The organism is Nitratireductor sp. StC3 (assembly GCF_003015025.1).
In the GTDB taxonomy this organism is placed as follows: domain Bacteria; phylum Pseudomonadota; class Alphaproteobacteria; order Rhizobiales; family Rhizobiaceae; genus Mangrovimarina; species Mangrovimarina alexandrii.
In genome coordinates, this window is the sequence record NZ_PYBP01000009.1 from 51,978 (window position 1) to 69,537 (window position 17,560).

General features: G+C 67.1%; 17 protein-coding genes. 7 read left to right on the forward strand and 10 right to left on the reverse strand.

The annotated features are described in order from the left end of the window. Positions 1–5: 5 nt before the first annotated feature. The 5 genes from C7T96_RS17460 to C7T96_RS17480 all read right to left on the reverse strand — a co-directional run bounded on the left by C7T96_RS17460 (position 6) and on the right by C7T96_RS17480 (position 4,834). Positions 6–1,070, reverse strand: coding sequence for a hemolysin family protein (locus C7T96_RS17460; protein WP_106572540.1), 1,065 nt, complete (start codon positions 1,068–1,070; stop codon positions 6–8). A gap of 9 nt (positions 1,071–1,079) precedes the next feature. Beyond that, the gene (ybeY, locus tag C7T96_RS17465; protein ID WP_106572683.1) at positions 1,080–1,595 is read right to left on the reverse strand and encodes an rRNA maturation RNase YbeY; all 516 of its coding nucleotides are present in this window, start codon (positions 1,593–1,595) and stop codon (positions 1,080–1,082) included. 8 nt (positions 1,596–1,603) lie between these two features. Continuing rightward, entirely contained in the window at positions 1,604–2,596 is a 993-nt protein-coding gene (locus tag C7T96_RS17470; protein WP_106572684.1) for a PhoH family protein, read from the reverse strand. Positions 2,597–2,676: 80 nt separating this feature from the next. Beyond that, positions 2,677–4,074 (reverse strand): tRNA (N6-isopentenyl adenosine(37)-C2)-methylthiotransferase MiaB, encoded by a 1,398-nt coding sequence (miaB, locus tag C7T96_RS17475; protein WP_106572541.1) that lies wholly within the window; start codon positions 4,072–4,074, stop codon positions 2,677–2,679. 91 nt (positions 4,075–4,165) lie between these two features. Then, entirely contained in the window at positions 4,166–4,834 is a 669-nt protein-coding gene (locus tag C7T96_RS17480) for a TetR/AcrR family transcriptional regulator (protein ID WP_106572542.1), read from the reverse strand. Between the two features lie 241 nt (positions 4,835–5,075). On the opposite strand from C7T96_RS17480, the gene C7T96_RS17485 reads away from it, so the two are divergent. The 3 genes from C7T96_RS17485 (at position 5,076) to C7T96_RS17495 (ending at position 8,445) form a co-directional block, all read left to right on the forward strand. Continuing rightward, the gene (locus C7T96_RS17485) at positions 5,076–5,909 is read left to right on the forward strand and encodes an alpha/beta hydrolase (protein WP_106572685.1); all 834 of its coding nucleotides are present in this window, start codon (positions 5,076–5,078) and stop codon (positions 5,907–5,909) included. Between the two features lie 34 nt (positions 5,910–5,943). After that, the gene (locus C7T96_RS17490) at positions 5,944–6,309 is read left to right on the forward strand and encodes a VOC family protein (protein WP_106572543.1); all 366 of its coding nucleotides are present in this window, start codon (positions 5,944–5,946) and stop codon (positions 6,307–6,309) included. A gap of 267 nt (positions 6,310–6,576) precedes the next feature. Then, positions 6,577–8,445 (forward strand): bifunctional diguanylate cyclase/phosphodiesterase, encoded by a 1,869-nt coding sequence (locus C7T96_RS17495; protein WP_158264405.1) that lies wholly within the window; start codon positions 6,577–6,579, stop codon positions 8,443–8,445. On the opposite strand, the gene C7T96_RS17500 is transcribed toward C7T96_RS17495, so the two are convergent. From C7T96_RS17500 to C7T96_RS17515, 4 genes are all read right to left on the reverse strand, one after another. Then, a complete protein-coding gene (locus C7T96_RS17500) occupies positions 8,409–9,230 on the reverse strand; it encodes a lysophospholipid acyltransferase family protein (protein ID WP_106572545.1) in 822 nt (273 codons plus the stop codon). The two genes, C7T96_RS17495 and C7T96_RS17500, sit on opposite strands and share 37 nt — an antisense overlap. Positions 9,231–9,266: 36 nt before the next feature. Continuing rightward, complete coding sequence (locus tag C7T96_RS17505; protein WP_106572546.1) at positions 9,267–9,764, reverse strand: N-acetyltransferase; 498 nt, start codon at positions 9,762–9,764, stop codon at positions 9,267–9,269. Further along, positions 9,764–10,447: a tRNA (adenosine(37)-N6)-threonylcarbamoyltransferase complex dimerization subunit type 1 TsaB gene (gene tsaB / locus C7T96_RS17510; protein WP_106572547.1), complete on the reverse strand. Its 684-nt coding sequence runs from the start codon at positions 10,445–10,447 to the stop codon at positions 9,764–9,766. Before tsaB ends, C7T96_RS17505 begins: the two co-directional genes overlap by 1 nt. An 87-nt stretch (positions 10,448–10,534) precedes the next feature. Beyond that, positions 10,535–12,694 (reverse strand): malate synthase G, encoded by a 2,160-nt coding sequence (locus C7T96_RS17515; protein WP_106572548.1) that lies wholly within the window; start codon positions 12,692–12,694, stop codon positions 10,535–10,537. Positions 12,695–12,946: 252 nt separating this feature from the next. On the opposite strand from C7T96_RS17515, the gene nirK reads away from it, so the two are divergent. The 4 genes from nirK to C7T96_RS17535 all read left to right on the forward strand — a co-directional run bounded on the left by nirK (position 12,947) and on the right by C7T96_RS17535 (position 16,723). After that, on the forward strand, positions 12,947–14,056 hold the full coding sequence (nirK, locus tag C7T96_RS17520) for a copper-containing nitrite reductase (RefSeq protein ID WP_106572549.1): 1,110 nt from the start codon (positions 12,947–12,949) through the stop codon (positions 14,054–14,056). Between the two features lie 73 nt (positions 14,057–14,129). Then, a complete protein-coding gene (locus C7T96_RS17525) occupies positions 14,130–15,005 on the forward strand; it encodes an SUMF1/EgtB/PvdO family nonheme iron enzyme (RefSeq protein WP_106572550.1) in 876 nt (291 codons plus the stop codon). Between the two features lie 69 nt (positions 15,006–15,074). Continuing rightward, entirely contained in the window at positions 15,075–15,482 is a 408-nt protein-coding gene (locus C7T96_RS17530) for a hypothetical protein (protein WP_106572551.1), read from the forward strand. After that, the gene (locus C7T96_RS17535) at positions 15,479–16,723 is read left to right on the forward strand and encodes an NnrS family protein (protein ID WP_106572552.1); all 1,245 of its coding nucleotides are present in this window, start codon (positions 15,479–15,481) and stop codon (positions 16,721–16,723) included. Before C7T96_RS17530 ends, C7T96_RS17535 begins: the two co-directional genes overlap by 4 nt. A gap of 325 nt (positions 16,724–17,048) precedes the next feature. Here the strand turns inward: C7T96_RS17535 and C7T96_RS17540 are convergent, their stop codons facing one another. Continuing rightward, the gene (locus tag C7T96_RS17540) at positions 17,049–17,504 is read right to left on the reverse strand and encodes a pseudoazurin (protein WP_106572553.1); all 456 of its coding nucleotides are present in this window, start codon (positions 17,502–17,504) and stop codon (positions 17,049–17,051) included. Positions 17,505–17,560 lie beyond the last annotated feature (56 nt).

Genomic DNA, 17,560 nt, shown 5'->3' on the forward strand with positions numbered 1-17,560 from the left:
CTGCGTCAGGCTTCGTCGGCCGGATGTTCCCTGAGGGAGCGCACCCTGCGTCCGGGCACACGCAACTGCACGATGCGGACGCGTTTCACACGGCGCGGGTCTGCGTCGAGCACGTGAAACTCGAAACCGGGAACGGCCTGGACGACCTCGCCGCGCGCCGGTACCCGGCCGAGCGTGTTGAAGATGATGCCGCCGATCGTGTCGACATCCTCGCTGTGGTCCTCGGCGGCGAAGCCGTCGCCGATGGCCTCGGCGACGTCGTCGATCTCGGCACGGGCGTCGACGACGAACACGCCGTCGCCGGCCTTGGTGATCATCGGCTCTTCGTCGTCGTGCTCGTCCTCGATGTCGCCGACGACCATCTCGACGATGTCCTCCAGCGAAACCAACCCGTCCGTGCCGCCATATTCATCGATGACCAGCGCCATCTGGGTGCGGGCAGCCCGCATGCGGTTCATCAGATCGGAGGCGAGCATGGAGGGCGGCACAAAAAGGACCGGTCGCGTCAGGCTCAGATCGCCGATCGTACGCGACAGGTCGACCTGGCCAAGATCGAGGTCGGCCGTCTTTGCGGCCACACGCTTGGCGCCGCGGGGCTTTTTCGGGCGCGCGGAGCGCGTCAACTGGGTGACGGCATCGCGGATATGGACCATGCCGCGCGGATCGTCGAGCGAGTCGGCATAAACGGGCATACGCGAATGGCCCGATTCCTCGAACAATTTCAGAAGCTCGCCAAGCGTGGTCGACAGTTCGACCGCCTCGATGTCGGCGCGCGGCACCATGACATCCTCCACCCGCACTTCTCGCAGGCGCAAAATGTTGTGCAACATGGCACGTTCGCCCGGCGAAAACGGAGCACTGTCGTGCTGGTCCTCGGCAAGCGCGTCGGCCAGATCCTCGCGCAAGGTCGACCCGTTGCGCCCGCGAATAAGGCTCACAAATCTCTGGACCAGGCCCCGGCCGCCATTTTGCGGCGGCGCCTCGGTACTCGAGCTTTCCTCGGGCGGTTCGCCCGAGCCCGCATCGTCGCCCGCCTCGGGCGCGGCGACGGCTTGTTCACGCTGGTTCATCGCAGTCGGTCATTCGCTCCGGTCAGTTGCGGCATAGGGATCGGCAATGCCAAGGCGCGCCAAAACGCGTCTTTCGGCCGCTTCCATATGGTCCGCGTCGTCGTCGGTTTCATGATCATACCCCAAAAGATGCAACAGACCATGAACCAGAAGATGAGTGAGATGGTGATCGAAAGGCTTTTCGTCCAGTGCCGCCTCGCGACGCACCGTCTCGAACGCCAGCACGATGTCGCCCAACATGGGCGGGATCCGGTCCGGAGCCGGATCGGGAAACGCCGGAAAGGAGAGCACGTTGGTGGGCTTATCCTTGCCGCGCCATTGCCGATTGAGCGCACGGATCGACTCATCGTCGGTGAAGGTGACGCCGAGCTCGCTGGTGCCGGAACGCAGATCCAGTTCGGCGATCACCGCCCCCGTCGCCGCACCGACCAGCGGTTCGAGCTTTTCCGGAGACGCCCACGCGCCGGCGGCGACGACAACCGTCACCTCGACAGCGAGCGGGTCGCTTGCGGCCCCGCCCGGCAACAGGTTGCTCACACGTCGCCCCCGCGATGGTCGCGCCCGACGCTGTGACGGTCGTAGGCGCGCACGATCTCGGCGACGAGCGGATGGCGCACGACGTCCTTGTCCTCGAACCGCACCATGACGATGCCCGGCACCTCGTCGAGCACGTGCAGGGCCTCGACCAGGCCGGACTTGGCGTTGTGCGGCAGGTCGATCTGGCTCGGATCGCCGGTGACGATCATGCGCCCGCCCTCGCCCAGACGGGTCAGGAACATCTTCATTTGCATGGTCGTCGTGTTCTGTGCCTCGTCGAGGATGATCGCCGAATGGGCGAGCGTGCGCCCGCGCATGAAGGCGAGCGGGGCGATCTCGATCACGCCGGCGGCGAGCGCGCGCTCGACCTTGTCGGCCGGCATCATGTCGTAGAGCGCGTCGTAAAGCGGGCGCAGATAGGGGTCGACCTTCTCCTTCATGTCGCCGGGCAGGAAACCCAGCCGCTCGCCCGCCTCGACCGCAGGCCGCGACAGGATGACGCGCTCGACGAGACCGCGCTCGAGCAGCATGGCGGCGTGCGCCACGGCGAGATAGGTCTTTCCGGTTCCGGCCGGACCGATGCCGAAGACGAGCTCGGCGCGGTCGAGCGCGCGCATATAGGCGTCCTGGTTGGGCGTGCGCGCGTAGATCGTGCGCTTGCGGGTGGTTATCTGGGCGGCGGCCATCTTGCCCTTCTTTTCCAGGGTCGGCAGCGTCAACTGGTCGTCGGCGGCAACCGCCATGCGCACCGCGCCGTCGACTTCGGACGACGTCAGATCGACACCCTTCTGCGCCAGGTCATACAGATAATCGAGCGCGCGGCGCGCCTGCTCGGCGGCCGAGGCGGCGCCGCGGATGGAGAGTTGGTTGCCCTTCGAGCGGATATCGACGGAAAGCTGCTTCTCCAGCCTGGCCAGGTTCTCGTCGAACTGGCCGTAGAGCGCGCTGGCGTGTTTGTTGTTGTCGAAGGTCAGGACGATATGGGCCATGTCGGAGGCCCCGGACGGGCTCGCCTTCAAAGTCGTGCCGGCGTTCAAACGCGTCTCCCTGGCTTGCCGCGTGTCTACGGTCAAGCGGTCACGGCAAACAGGCTGTTGGTGCCCGTGCGCGTGATTCGCACATCGACAATGTCGCCGATTTCGCCCGGCTTTTCATCAAGAATCACCGGCATCAACCAAGGCGAACGACCGGCCCACTGGCCCGGTGCGCGACCCGGCTTCTCAATCAGCACGTCGGTCCTGCGCCCGACCAGCGTGTCGGCGAAGGCGCGCTGCTGGGTGGTGAGGAGGGCCTGCAGACGCTGCAGTCTTTCATCCTTGACCGCTTCGGCGACCTGATCGCCCATCTCGGCACCCGGCGTTCCGGGCCGGGGCGAATATTTGAACGAAAACGCCTGCACGAACGTGACATCGCGCACGATCTGCATCGTCGCCTCGAAATCGGCATCGCTCTCGCCCGGAAAGCCGACGATGAAATCGCCCGACAGCGCAACGTCTGGCCTGGCGGCCCTGATCCTGTCGACCAGGCGCAAATAGTCGGCGGCGGTATGGCGCCGGTTCATCGCCTTGAGGATGGTGTCGGAGCCGGTCTGCACCGGCAGGTGCAGATAGGGCATCAGCGCGTCGAGGTCGCGATGGGCCGCAATCAGCGCATCGTCCATGTCGCGCGGGTGGCTGGTCGTATAGCGCAGTCGTGCAATACCGGGAATCTCGGCCAGCCGGAACAGCAATTCGCCCAGCCCCCATTGCCTGCCGTCCGGGCCCTCGCCGTGCCAGGCATTGACGTTCTGGCCCAAAAGGGTGATCTCGCGCACGCCGGCCTCGGCCAGCCTTTCGGCCTCGGCCACGATCTGGCTCACCGGACGCGACACCTCGGCGCCGCGCGTATAGGGCACCACGCAGAATGTGCAGAACTTGTCGCACCCTTCCTGCACAGTCAGAAACGCGGTGACGCCGCGCCGCCTGACCTCGCCCTTGTGGAGTTGCGGCAGGCGCTCGAACTTATCCTCCAGCGCGTAGTCGGTCTCCACCACCTTGCCGCCGGCGCGCGCCTTGCGCACGGCGTCGGGCAGGCGGTGATAGGTTTGCGGTCCGATGACGATGTCGACGACGGGCGCGCGCGCAATGATCTCCTCGCCCTCGGCCTGGGCCACGCAGCCGGCCACGCCGATCACCGTCTCGCGTCCGTCGCGGGCCCGCTCGTCCTTGAGCTTGCGGATGCGACCGAGCTCGGAATAGACCTTTTCGGCCGCCTTCTCGCGAATATGGCAGGTGTTGAGCAGGACGAGATCGGCCTCCTCCAGCGTCTTGGTCGGCACGTAGCCGTCAGCCGCCAGCGCATCGGACATGCGCTGGGAATCGTAGACATTCATCTGGCAGCCATAGGTCTTGACGAAGACCTTCTTCGGCCCGCCGTCGCCCGGGCGCGCGCCTGCTTTTTCGGTATCCGCAATGTCGGTGTGGGTCATGGCCGGGCTTCTAGACCGTTTCAAGGCCGGATGGAAGCGGTTGCGTTCGACGCTCGTCGGAGATTCCGGCCTGATCTGCGCGCAACGCGGTTCAGGCTCGGCGATCGGTACCGTAGGCCGCCAAAAAGACACGCACGCCCTCGACCGCGCAGCGGCGCAGTTCATCGGGGCCGGGTATCGCGGCATCGCCCAACAGCATGGCGCGGTTGAGCGGTTCGGACATAACCAGCCAGTTGAAATGCGCCGCGGCCATGGCGGGATCGTCGAGTGCCAGAAGGCCGCGCGCGGCCAGACGCTCGAACAAGGCGGCCAAAGCGGCCATCGCCCGGGCGGGGCCGCGCTCGTAAAGCACACGCGCGAGGTCGGGAAACCGGTTCACCTCGGCGATCACCAAACGGCGCAATTGCATGATGCGCGGCGTCAGCACCACGGTAAGCTGGCGATAGGCGTAGTCCTGCAGATAGGCGGCGAGGTCGTCGTCGGCCTCAAAGACGGGCGTTCGGTCGTGAACCATATCGCCGGCCGCGTCGGTCATGCTGGTGACGATGTCGACGAACAACGCCTCCTTGCTCTCGAAATGCTTGTAGACCGTCTGCTTCGACACCGAGGACAAGGCGGCGATCTCGTCCATGCTGGCGCCGGGATAACCGCATTTCAGAAAGACCTCGGTGGCAGCGTCGAGAATGGCACGGCGCTTTTGTGCCGAGCGCGTCTCGCCGCCGGCGCCGTCCGTTGGTCGCACCGATACCGGCCTGGTCATGCTGCTTCCCTACGCTTCGACTGCCTGTTGACAGGAAAGTACTAGACAGTCTAGTTTTTTGCAAATTGGAGAACTGGACCGTCCAGTCTCTTTCGATTGCCTGCCGCCGGGAGGACTGCCAATGCCGAACCGCCGATCCGTTCTGGCCCTGGCCGCCGCAATGCTGGCCGCTGCCGGCATGCCGGCCAGAGCCACCGAAGCCGCTGACGGCGCACGGCGCCGCGTGACAGGAGCCCCCTCCATGCCCCACCCCGCAGAAACGTCGACACTCAAGGTTCCCGGCGCGCGGCTTTATTATGAGCTTCGCGGCCGGGGACCGTTGCTTTTGATGATTGCCGGCGGGCCGACCGATGCCGGCGTGTTCACCGATCTCGCGCGGCAACTTGCCGACCGCTACAAGGTTGCCACCTACGATCCGCGCGGCAATTCGCGCAGTCCGCTCGACGACGCGCCCGCCGACCAGGACGTGGATGTTCACGCCGACGACGCCGCCCGGCTGATCGCCGCGTTCGGCGACGGCGACCCGGCTTTTGTCTTCGGCACCAGCGGCGGCGCGCAGATCGGGCTCAATCTCACCGCGCGCCATCCACAACGCGTGCACTGCCTGGTCGCGCACGAACCGCCTTGCGTCCTGTTGCTGGACGACCCCTCGGTGGCGATCGCCAAGGACCGGGCGATCCTGGACACCTACCGGCGCGACGGTCTTCAGGCCGCAGTTCGGGAATTCATGGCGATGGCGGGGCTGGACGAAGCCGGCGGACCGGCCGACCTGCCGCCTGAAATCCTGGAAACCTTCGCCCGGATCGACGCGAACATGGACTATTTCATCGCTCACGGGCTGATGCCGCTGTCGCTCTACCGACCCGATATAGATCGGCTGCGCGACGCCCAAACGCCGATCGCGATCGGCATTGGCGACGCATCCAACCAAGACGCCGCCGGCCCCGGCCGCGCCCTCGCCGCCAGGCTGGGCCTCGCGCCGCTCGCCTTTCCCGGCGACCATGGCGGTTACGGCATGCATGCCGACGCCTTTGCCGAAATCCTGCATGCGGCGTTCAGCCGAAACGGGCGCTGATCCCGGCCTCACCTCACCCAACGGAGTTCCCGCCATGCATATACAGTTCGCCGAATTGCCGGTCTTCGATCAGGAGCGCGCCAAGGCGTTTTATGTCGAAAATCTCGGCTGCGAGGTCGCAGCGGACGCGCCGATGGGGCCAGACGGCTGGCGCTGGATCGAGCTGCGGTTTCCCGGCGCGGAAACCACGCTGCATTTTATCCGGCGCAACGACGATGCGCCGTCCACCGACCCGGTCATGGTGCTGGTCGCCGACAACGTCGCCGCCACCGTCGAGAAATTGCGGACACGGGGGGTCGAGATCATCACCGAACCGCAGGAAGCACCGTGGCAACCGGGGCGCGTCGTCGCCGAATTCCGCGACGCGGAAGGCAACCGGATGGTGATCGGCAGCCGCTAGCAAACACGCCTGACCGCTCGGCCGGCCTTGCCGCGATCCGCCCTACCCTGAAATTTCAGGATGCGGCGGTAGAAATTGATTCAGCTTCTGCGCCTATTGTGGGCTCTGAAACGGCTGGTCATCCGTCGTACCAGCGCCGACGAAAAGAACTTGCGGAGCGCGTGACGTGCGATCACAGGCTCGACGATCCCGGCAAACCGTCATGAAAACGGCCGCATCGGCGACCGGATCATGCCGGCCCGAAAGCGCGACGGGTGCGGAGCCCTCGTGAACAGCCAAGCCCCTGCCCCGAAGGATATCGCCGCGGACGGACCGCCGCTGTCGCTTGGCGGGTTGGGGATTAGCGCGGAGCAGATCGCGACGGCGCTGTCGCGGATCGTCACACATGCGGCGGACCCGCAGCGCAAGCGCAGGGCTCAAGAGTTGCCGCTGGACGGCGCGGATCAGGTGTGGGTCCGTTCGATGCTCGACGCCCTGCCGGCGCCCGTCTACGCCACCGATACCGATGGTTTCCTCACCTATTTCAACCAGGCCGCCGTAACCTTCGCCGGCCGCGAGCCGGTGCTGGGCGTCGATCGCTGGTGCGTCACCGAGCGCCTTTACAATCCCGACGGATCGCCGCTCAAGCACGAGAATTGCCCGATGGCGCTGGCGATCCGGGAAAACCGAGCCGTGCGCGGCGCCGAGGCGATCGCCGAACGTCCCGATGGAACCCGGATTCCGTTCGCGCCGTTTCCAACGCCGATCCGGGCTCCCTCCGGCCGCATCGTGGGCGCGGTAAACGTTCTTCTCGACATCAGCGCGCGCAAGCGCGCCGAAAAGGAAGCGGCCCATCTGGCGTGCCACGACGCGCTGACCGGCCTGCCCAACCGTGCCTCCTTCCACACGATGCTGGATCAGCTGATCGCCGCCCGCGCCGGCGACGAGGCGCCCTTCGCGCTGATGCGCATCAACGTGACCGGCCACACCCATATCAGCGACATGTACGGCCATGCGACCGGCGACGAGGCCCTGCGCGCCATCGCGCAACGCCTGAAAAAGGCCGTCGGCGAAAAGCCGCTGTTTCACATCGCTTCCGACACGTTCGCCCTGGTGCTTGCCAAGCCCCCCGGCCGCGACGGCCTGCGCCGCTTTGCCGAAACCCTGCGCTCGGCGGGAACGGCAGGGACCGGCCGCGTGCGCGAAGCCGGCTCGACGATCGCGATCGGCTGCGCGTTTTTTCCCGCCGACGGGCGGGACGCCCCGACCCTGGTTGCCAATGCGGCCGGCGCGCTGACGCGAGCCCGGCGGACGACGACGGACCCGCTCGCGTTCTTCGATGCCAACGAAGATCTGGCCGCCCGCGACCGCCAACTACTGAAAAGCCAGTTGCGCGCCGCAATCGGGGACGGCGCGCTCAGGCTGCATTTCCAACCGCAAATGGCGGCCGACGGGACGGCCGTGGCCTTCGAAGCGCTGGTGCGCTGGAGCCATCCCACGCGCGGCATGATCGCACCGGCCGATTTCATCCCGCTGGCGGAAGACGGCGGCGCGATCGTTGAGATGTCGGAATGGATCCTGCGCGACGCCTGTCGCGAGGCCGCATCCTGGCAAAACCCGCTGCGCGTGGCGGTCAATCTGTCGCCGCTCCATTTCCGCAGCGGCGATCTGCCAGGCACGGTGCAGGCAATCCTGGAAGAAACCGGCCTGGCGCCGGACCGGCTCGAGCTCGAGATCACCGAAGGCGTCATGATCCAGGATTTCGAGCAGGCCATGTCGATGCTGCGCAAACTGCGCGATGTCGGCGTGCGCATCGCGCTCGACGATTTCGGAACCGGCTATTCCTCGCTGTCCTACCTGCAGGCCTTCCCGCTCAGCACGCTGAAGATCGACCGTTCCTTCACCGACAATCTGGGCCGGGTCGAGCAGTCGGCGGCCATCATCCGCTCCGTCGTCGGCCTCGGCCACGCGCTCGGGCTGGAAGTCGCCGCCGAGGGCGTGGAACGTCAGGAGCAGCTCGACTTCCTGATCGCCGAGGGCTGCGACCTGGTGCAGGGCTATTTCACCGGCCGACCGGCGCCTATCGACGCCTATTCCCGCCTGACCGGGCGCGATGGAACTCAGCGCGACGACGCACCGGGCCTGCGCAGCGCCTGAGCCATCAGCGCGCGGATTTCGGCCTCCATGCGTCGCGCCACCCGCTTGCGGTCGTCGCCGGGCTCAAAGCGGACCGGTTCTCCGAAATGCACCTCGACATCGATGCCACCCTCGCGGATCAGGGCAAAAAGATGCGGTATCAGCTCGGCATCGCCGATCCATGAGGCGTGCCGGCGATGGAACCGGCCCATTGGCATGCCGTGCAGGCGGGTATAGGCGACCGCGACGGGCTGGATCGTCACGTGCGGGACGCCGTCGCCGCCATCGTCGCGTTGCGCATCCAGCGCGGCCTGCGCGGCAGCGAACAGCGTGCTCTTGAACGGGGCGACGAAATTGCCGTCGGACGTGGTGCCTTCGGCAAACAGCACCATCACCTCGCCGGTGGCGAGCCGCTCGCCCAGCGCGCCCGCCTGGATGGCCGATGTCCGGGCGCGGTCGCGCTCGACGAACACGGTGCGCTGCAATTTGGCGAGCGCACCGAACACCGGCCAGCCGGCCATGTCGGCCTTGGCGACGAAGCCTAGCGGCATGATCGCGCCGAGCACGGGAATGTCGGTCCAGGAAATGTGGTTGGACGCGATCAACAACGGACGGCGGGCGTCGGGCACGCCGTGGATGCTGATGCGAATGCCGAGCAGGCGCAGCACCAGCCTGTGCCACCGGGCCGGCACCACGCCGGGGCCGGGAACGCCGAGACGCAGGGTGATCATCTGGGCGCCCACGGCGACCAACGTCGCCGGCAACAGGATGGCCAGCACGGTTGCCGCCCGGATCGAAGCCATCATGATTGCGGTGCGTCCCTTCCCCCGCTGCCCGACGCGCTAGCCAAGATCACGGCGCATGACAAGCGCGGTCGTGCGCGGCGCCGCGTGCTGCTCATAATAGGCCGGACGGGCACCGACCTGGCTGAAACCCAGCTTGCGATAAAGACCGATCGCGGCGCGATTGGTCTCGTCGACCTCCAGAAACAACGCCTGCGCGCGCTGGGCATAGAGTTCGCGCATCACCGCATCCATGAGCATCCAGCCGAGACCGCAGCGCCTGAGGGCCGGCGCGACCATGATGGTCAAGATTTCGCCTTCGCCCGCGGCTTGGCGGGCCAGAACGAAACCGCCCGGCGCGGCGCGGGGACGCCCGACCTCACGCGCGGCGAAACCGAATACGGTGTCCTGTTCCAACAGCGAGGCGAATTCGCCGTCGCTCCACGGCCGCGAAAACCCGTGCGCATGCAGGTGCGAAAGCGCTGCCGCGTCGGCGGGCAGCAAGCGTTCCGTCAGGAATTCGCGCTTGCGGCCGCGCAGGGAAAACGGCGCACGCATCATTCCTCCCGGCGCGGCAGGGCGAAACCGGAAGCCGGCCGCGCGTCGGCGCCGCGCAAATAGACCGGCTTCGGTTTTTGCCCCGAAAACCCAGCATCGACGGCGCAGGCGGCATAGGCGGCAATGTCTGCCGTGCGGCCCTCACCGGCGATCTCGAGCAGCGGGCCGCCGGCCGCTTCGGCGACCAGGCCGGCGCCGGAGCCGGTCAGGACGGCATCGTGCGCGCGCGCCAGCGCCGCCGTGCGCGCGGCATCGGCGATCATCGGCGCCTCGATCTCGCCGCCCGCAGCATCATAGAGCGCGACGTAGAGTTCACCGCGCTTGGCGTCGAGAACCGACAGGCAGGCGCGAGCGGGATATGCGCCGCGGGCCTCGCGGGCCAGGGCGGCCAGCGTCGTGACGCCGGTGGCGGGAATGTCGAGCGCGAGCGCCAGTCCGCGCGCAGCCGCTACCCCGATCCTGACACCGGTAAAGGAGCCGGGACCGACCGCAACGGCAATCGCGCCCAGATCGGGATAATCGCAGCCGGCGGCGGCGAGCGCCGAGGCCATGACCGGGATCAGGGCTTCGGCATGGCCCTTGCCGATATCGCGCACCGAACGCCCGCGTTCGCGGCCCGCGCCGGCGTCATAGACGCAGGCGGCGCAGAGTTCGGCGGCGGTGTCGATGGCCAGGACCTTCATGCGGTAACCGCATAGGCAAAACCGGGCCGGCAAACAAGCGCCGCGTGGCGCGCCGATCCGAAACGCGGCCCGACCGGGGAACCCGCCTCAGCCGGCGGCTTCGCGCGCCTTGAGCTCAAGCCGGCGCCGATGGAGCACCGGTTCGGTGTAGCCGCTGGGCTGCTCGCGCCCCTTGAAGACGAGATCGCAGGCGGCCTGGAACGCGATCGAGCTGTCGAAATCCGGCGCCATCGGCCTGTAGAGCGGATCGTCCGCGTTCTGGCGGTCGACGATCGCGGCCATCTCCTTCATTACCGCCATCACCTCGTCCTCGCCGACCACGCCGTGATGCAGCCAGTTGGCCATGTGCTGGGACGAGATGCGCAGCGTGGCGCGATCCTCCATCAAGCCGACATCGTTGATGTCGGGCACCTTGGAACAGCCGACGCCCTGATCGATCCAACGCACCACGTAACCCAGAATGCCCTGGGCGTTGTTGCGCAGTTCCTGGCGCTTGTCCGCATCGGACCAGTTCGGCCGCGTCGCGACCGGAACCGACAGGATGTCGTCGATCTTGGCGCGCGGACGGTTCTTCAGGTCCCGCTGCACCGCGGCGACGTCGACCTTGTGATAGTGGGTGGCGTGCAGGGTGGCGGCAGTCGGCGAGGGCACCCAGGCGGTGTTGGCTCCGGCCTTCGGGTGGCCGATCTTCTGTTCCAGCATTTCGGCCATGCGGTCGGGCATGGCCCACATGCCCTTGCCGATCTGGGCGTGGCCGGCCAGGCCGCATGCAAGCCCGATATCGACATTCCAGGCCTCGTAGGCCGAAATCCAGGCGGCCTGTTTCATGTCGCCCTTGCGGATCATCGGGCCGGCCTCCATCGAGGTGTGGATCTCGTCCCCGGTGCGGTCGAGGAAGCCGGTATTGATGAACACGACCCGTTCGGAGGCGGCGCGGATCGCCTCCTTGAGGTTGACCGTGGTCCGGCGCTCCTCGTCCATGATGCCCATCTTCAGCGTGTTTTTCGCCATGCCGAGGGCCTCCTCGACACAGGTGAACAGCTCGACGGCGAACGCGACCTCCTCGGGGCCGTGCATTTTCGGCTTGACGATGTAGACCGACCCGGCGCGCGAGTTGGCCCGGCGGCCATTCTTTCCGACATCGTGCAGCGCGATCATGCCCGTGATCATGGCATCCATGATGCCCTCGGGAACCTCGGCCCCGTCGCGGTCGAGGATCGCGGGATTGGTCATCAGATGGCCGACATTCCTGACCAGCATCAGCGCCCGTCCGGGAAGTGAGACGACGGAGCCGTCGGGCGCGGTATAGTCGCGGTCGCCCTTCAGGCGGCGCACGAAGGTCTTGCCCTTGGTCACCTCCTCGGCGAGGTCTCCTTTCATCAGGCCGAGCCAGTTGCGATAGGCCAAAACCTTGTCCTCGGCGTCGACGGTGGCAACGGAATCCTCGCAATCCATGATGGTTGTGACGGCCGATTCCAGCACCACGTCGCAAATGCCGGCCGGATCGTCCTTGCCGATCGGATGGTAGCGATCGACCGAAATCTCGACATGCAGGCCGTTCTTGCGCAACAGCACGGTCGAGGGGGCCGCCGGATCGCCGCGATAGCCCGCGAACTGGGCCGGATCGGCGAGCCCCGCACCGCCCGCCTTCAGCGTGCCGGCCTCGATGCTCAGACCGTCAATATCGGTCCAGCGCGCGCCGGCAAGCGGCACGCTGTCGTCGAGAAAGCCGCGCGCCCAGGCCACGACCCTGGCGCCGCGGACGGGGTTGTACCCTTCGCCCTTTTCCGCTCCGTCGGTCTCGGGGATCGCGTCGGTGCCGTATAGCGCATCGTAAAGCGAGCCCCAGCGCGCATTGGCGGCGTTGAGCGCGTAGCGCGCATTGGTGACCGGCACGACGAGCTGCGGGCCGGCGACGGTCGCGATCTCGGCATCGACATTGGCCGTGGTGACGGCAAAATCACCGCCTTCTGGCAGCAGATAGCCGATCTCCTCGAGAAAGGCCTTGTAGGCACCGAGATCGGACGGCGCGCCATTCTCGCGGTGCCAGGCGTCGATCTCGGCCTGCAGGCGCGCGCGCTTGTCCAGAAGCGCCCGGTTCTTCGGCGACAGCTCGTGAACGATCTTGGACAGCGCCGACCAGAACTGGCCGGCTTCGACGCCGGTGCCGGGCAAGGCCTCGCGGGCTACGAAGTCGTGCAGCAGCCGGTCAATCCTCAATCCCTCGATTTCGATGCGCTCGCTCATCAGCCTTCTCCGTTGCGGTCCCCGCGCGATGCGTGGCGCGAAGTCAACGCGTTCAACACCCCGGGCCGGAAGGCGTCAATTCGTCATAGGTATCAAAGACTTTTTCCAAAATGGAAAAACACTCTTCCCGCATCGGTGTTTCCGACGCGAATGCGCCTTTCTCGCACTTGTTTGTGCGGGAACAAAGAGCGCGCGCACCGGCGCCGCTAGGGTTCGGCCATCGACACCGAAGGACCTGAAGGAGATAAAGACATGTTCACGCGACGCCAGGCACTGATGGGCGCAGCCGCCACGGCGGCGCTGACCGCCATGCCCCCGATGACGGCAGTCGCCAGCACAGGCGAAGCCGACATCGCCACCCTGCCGCGCGAGAAGGTGACGCTGGTCGCGCCGCCGTTCGTGCATGCCCATGAACAGGTCGCCACAAGCGGACCGAAAGTGGTCGAGTTCGTGCTGCCGATCGAGGAAAAGCCGGTCGTTATCGACGACGAGGGCACGACCTTTCCCGGCATGACCTTCAATGGCTCCATCCCCGGACCGATGATGGTGGTGCATGAGGGCGACTATGTCGAACTCACGCTGATCAACGCGGCCAGCAATTCGCTGCCGCACAATATCGATTTCCACGCCGCCACGGGCGCGCTGGGCGGCGGAGCGCTGACGCTGATCATGCCCGGCGAGCAGGTCAAGCTGCGCTTCAAGGCGACCCGGTCGGGCACCTTCGTCTATCATTGCGCGCCCGAAGGCGCGATGATCCCCTGGCATGTGGTGTCCGGCATGAGCGGCACGATCATGGTGCTGCCGCGCGACGGGCTGAAGAACGAAAAGGGCGAGCGCATCGCCTATGACCGGATCTACTATGTCGGCGAAAACGACTTCTACGTGCCGCGCGACGAAACCGGAGCCTACAAGAGCTACGATAGCCCCGGCGAATCCTACGCCGACACGGTCGAGGTCATGCGCGGGCTGGTGCCCACCCATGTGGTCTTCAACGGCGCCAAGGGCGCGCTCACCGGCGACAACGCCATGCGCTCGAAGGTCGGCGAGACCGTCATGATCGTTCACTCCCAGGCCAACCGGGACACAAGGCCACACCTGATCGGCGGCCATGGCGACTACGTTTGGGAAGAGGGCAAGTTCGACAATCCTCCGGCCAAGAACCTGGAAACCTGGTTCATCCGCGGCGGATCGGCGGGTGCTGCGCTCTACACCTTCCTGCAGCCGGGCGTCTATGCCTATGTGAACCACAATCTGATCGAAGCCGTCGAGCTCGGCGCCACCGCCCATTTCGTGGTCGACGGCGAGTGGAACGACGATCTGATGAAGCAGGTCGAGGCTCCGGGTCCGATCCCGACCAACTGACCCGCCGCCACGCAAGGATGCGTCGCCATGGCCCGGCACAGGCGCCGGGCCATGGCTTTCGGGAGAAGAAACCATGCCGCATCATGTCGCCGAAGCCGTTATCGGAGCCGTCGCCGCCGTGGCCCTGCCGGTAGCGATCGGTCTGGTCGACTGGGCCGGATCGACGCCCGGACCGGTGCCTGGCGCCGTGGAAACGGTGGCGATCGCTCCCGGCACGATCGAATTTCCCCTGCCCGGCGAGTTCCTCGCAGATGGCCGGCCAGCCGCCGCGCCCAGCCGCAGCGTGCGTTTCGACCGCCCCTTGCACATCATGGCCGACCAGGTCAGCCGCGCCGCCTACGGTGAATGCGTGACGGCGGGCGCGTGCCGTCCCGCCGACGGTACAAATTCTGCGCGGGCGGCCGACATTCCGGTGACGGGGGTCAGCTATCTCGACGCTGAGGCCTATGCCGTTTGGTATTCCCGGACCACCGGTGAGACCTGGCGTCTACCGAGCGCGGCCGAATGGGCGTTCGCGGCCGGCGAGCGGTTCGCCGGCGATCCGTTCGCGGTCGCCGACGATCCAAAAAATCCCGCAGTGGCCTGGATTCGCCGCTACGAGGAAGAAGCCGCAGCGCGGCGCGAACCCGACCCGCAACCCAAGCCGCTAGGCCATTACGGCCCCAACACGCACGGCGTACGGGACATGGCCGGCAATGTCTGGGAATGGACGTCGACATGTTACAGCCGCGTGCGGCTCGACTCCGAGCTTGAAACGAACGCGCGCACGACCGAGAATTGCGGCGTTCATGTCGCCGAGGGCCGGCACCGGACCTACATGTCCGACTTCGTGCGGGACGGCAAAAGCGGCGGCTGCGCCGTCGGCGCGCCGCCCGACAATCTAGGCTTCCGGCTGGTGCGCGACGACGCGCCGGGCTGGTTCGCCCGCCTGAAGGCGCTGGCGCGTTGACGAACCGCCGGCGCAGCGCAACGCCGCGGCGGCGGGCCCGCCGTCCGGCCACCCCCTAAGGAGGCTGCCATGGTCACGCCGAAACGCCCGACGCAAACACCGCCCGTCGCGCCAGAGGCGCTGGCGGGCGAACGTTCCGCCGTCGAACGCCTGCGGCAAGGGCTCCGGGAAGCCGAGCTCGACTGCCGCTGCCGCGCCCGTGCCGACGCCATTTTGGAGCGCATCGGCGCCGAAGACGACCTGGCCACCCGCGCCGGGGCACTGACCGACGCACGCAAGATGCGCGACGCGATCGTGCTGGTGACGACCCTGCTCGACGAGCTCGATTCCCTGCAGCCGGACGAGCCGGACCGGTCCGCCTTTTCCGAGATCGCGGATCTGTTCGACGATATCGGCGATTTCGCCGCCCATGGCGCGGCGGCGGCGCGCCTGTGCGCGCGGCGCCGGCCACGTGCGAGGCCGGGACTGACGCAATGACGGTTTTGGAACAGCATGGGCCCACCGACCGCTCGTTGCTGCGGCGCCGGCGCGGGGCGGGCGATGATGGTCGCGACGGACGCGGCCGCGTTCCCTCGACACTGCCGATCCTGCATTATGGTTTTCGACCGTTCTTCCTGCTGGCCGCCTTGCATGCCGGGCTGGCCATTCCGGCCTGGCTTTTGATGTTCCGCACGGGATGGACGCCCGCCGGCCCGTTCGCCGCGCTCGACTGGCACGTGCACGAGATGCTGTTCGGCTATCTGGGCGCGGTGATCGCCGGCTTCGTGCTGACGGCGGTGCCCAACTGGACGGGACGGCTGCCGCTGAGCGGAGGCCCGCTCGCCGGCCTGGTCGGGTTGTGGTTTCTGGGACGCGCCGCCAACCTGACCGTCGGCGATCCGCTGCTTGCGATGGCGGCCGATCTCGCCTTTCCACTCGTGCTGGCAGCGGCTGTCTGGCGCGAGGTGGTGGCGGGCCGGAACTGGCGCAACGCGCCGGTGGCGGCGATGCTGACCCTGTTCGCGCTTGCCAACGGGCTGCATCACAGCGGCGCCTTCGCGATTTCGGCCGCAGCCCCCGGCATGCGGCTCGCGCTCGGCGTCGCGACCGTGCTGATCGCCCTGATCGGCGGGCGGATCGTGCCGAGCTTCACCCGCAACTGGCTGGCCAGGAACGGCGACGGGCGGCTGCCGGCCTCTTTCGGGATCGTCGACAAGGCCGCGCTGGCGGCGACCGTTGCGGCCGTCGCGGCCTGGGTCGCCGTGCCCGATCTTTTGGCGACCGGCGGCCTGCTGGTTCTCGCCGGCACGCTGCTTGCCGTGCGGCTGGCGCGCTGGCGCGGCGATCTCGCCATGCGCGAGCCGATCGTGCTGGTGCTTCATCTGGGTTATGGCTGGCTGGCGGCGGCGGTGTTTCTCCTCGGCGCGGCGATCCTTGCCCCCGGCCTGCCGGCGAGCGCGGCGATCCACGCGCTGACGGCCGGCGCGGTCGGCACGATGACGCTCGCCGTGATGACACGCGCCAGCCTCGGCCATACCGGACGCGCGATCGAGGCCGACGGCTGGACGCTGGCGATCTACGTCGCCGTCAGCGCCGGGGCGCTGCTGCGCGTCGCCGCCCCGTTCTCCGATACCCACTACCTCACCCTGCTGACGGCCGGCGGCACGCTCTGGAGCCTGGCCTTCCTCCTTTTTGCGCTGCGCTACGGGCCGATCCTGTGTAAACCCCGCAAGGGCTGACGCCTTTTCGGCCGGGGCGCATGGCGATGCCGACGTCCGCAACGGCGCGGCGATGGTCTGCCCCTTAATAACCGCCAACCGCCCCTCGCAGCCTCATCCCGGATCTGATCCGGGATCCATTGCGCCGCGGCCGCAAACGACCGGAGGTTCCGGACAGATTTCTCCTTCCAGCATGGCACGGGTGGATGTGCGTCCGCTTATCTCCAACAAGACGGTTGCGCTTCCGCTCACCTGCGGCGTGCGGATCGTCAACGCAAAAAGGCGCGGCACGCGGGCCCCGCGTGCCGCGCCGCCTTATTGCTGGGACGACAGGCGCTTTTCCGGATCAGTCCTGTTTGGCCGCGACGGTGAGGCCGAACAGCTCGGCGAACACGGTCTTGGCCTTGCCGGGATGCTTGACCGCCTCGGCCTCGTCGAGATTGCCCGGCTCGCCGACCTCGATCAGCGCGACCATGCCCATCGCGTAGTGTGGCGCGCATTTGATGCCGTAGACGCCTTCCTTATCGAGCGTGATCACGATTTCCTCGTTGAACTTGCCCTTGAACGCCTCGGCCCCCTCGGGGAGCATGCCCTTGACCGATTCGGCGTTGTGGCCCTTGTCGGTCGGCACGAAGCGCACCGTGTCGCCGGGCGCGGCACGCACGAAATCGGGCTCGAACACCATGGCGCCCTTTTCACCCTTGTTGAGCATCTTGACCTCGAATTCGGCCGCGCCGGCCGCGCCGGCCATGGCCATGGCCATGACGGCGCCCAGGGCCATGATCGCAATCCGCTTTTTCATCGTCTTTCCTTTCTTCCTGGGAGGTGGACGGCCTGTCGCGGCCGTTGCCAAGCAGA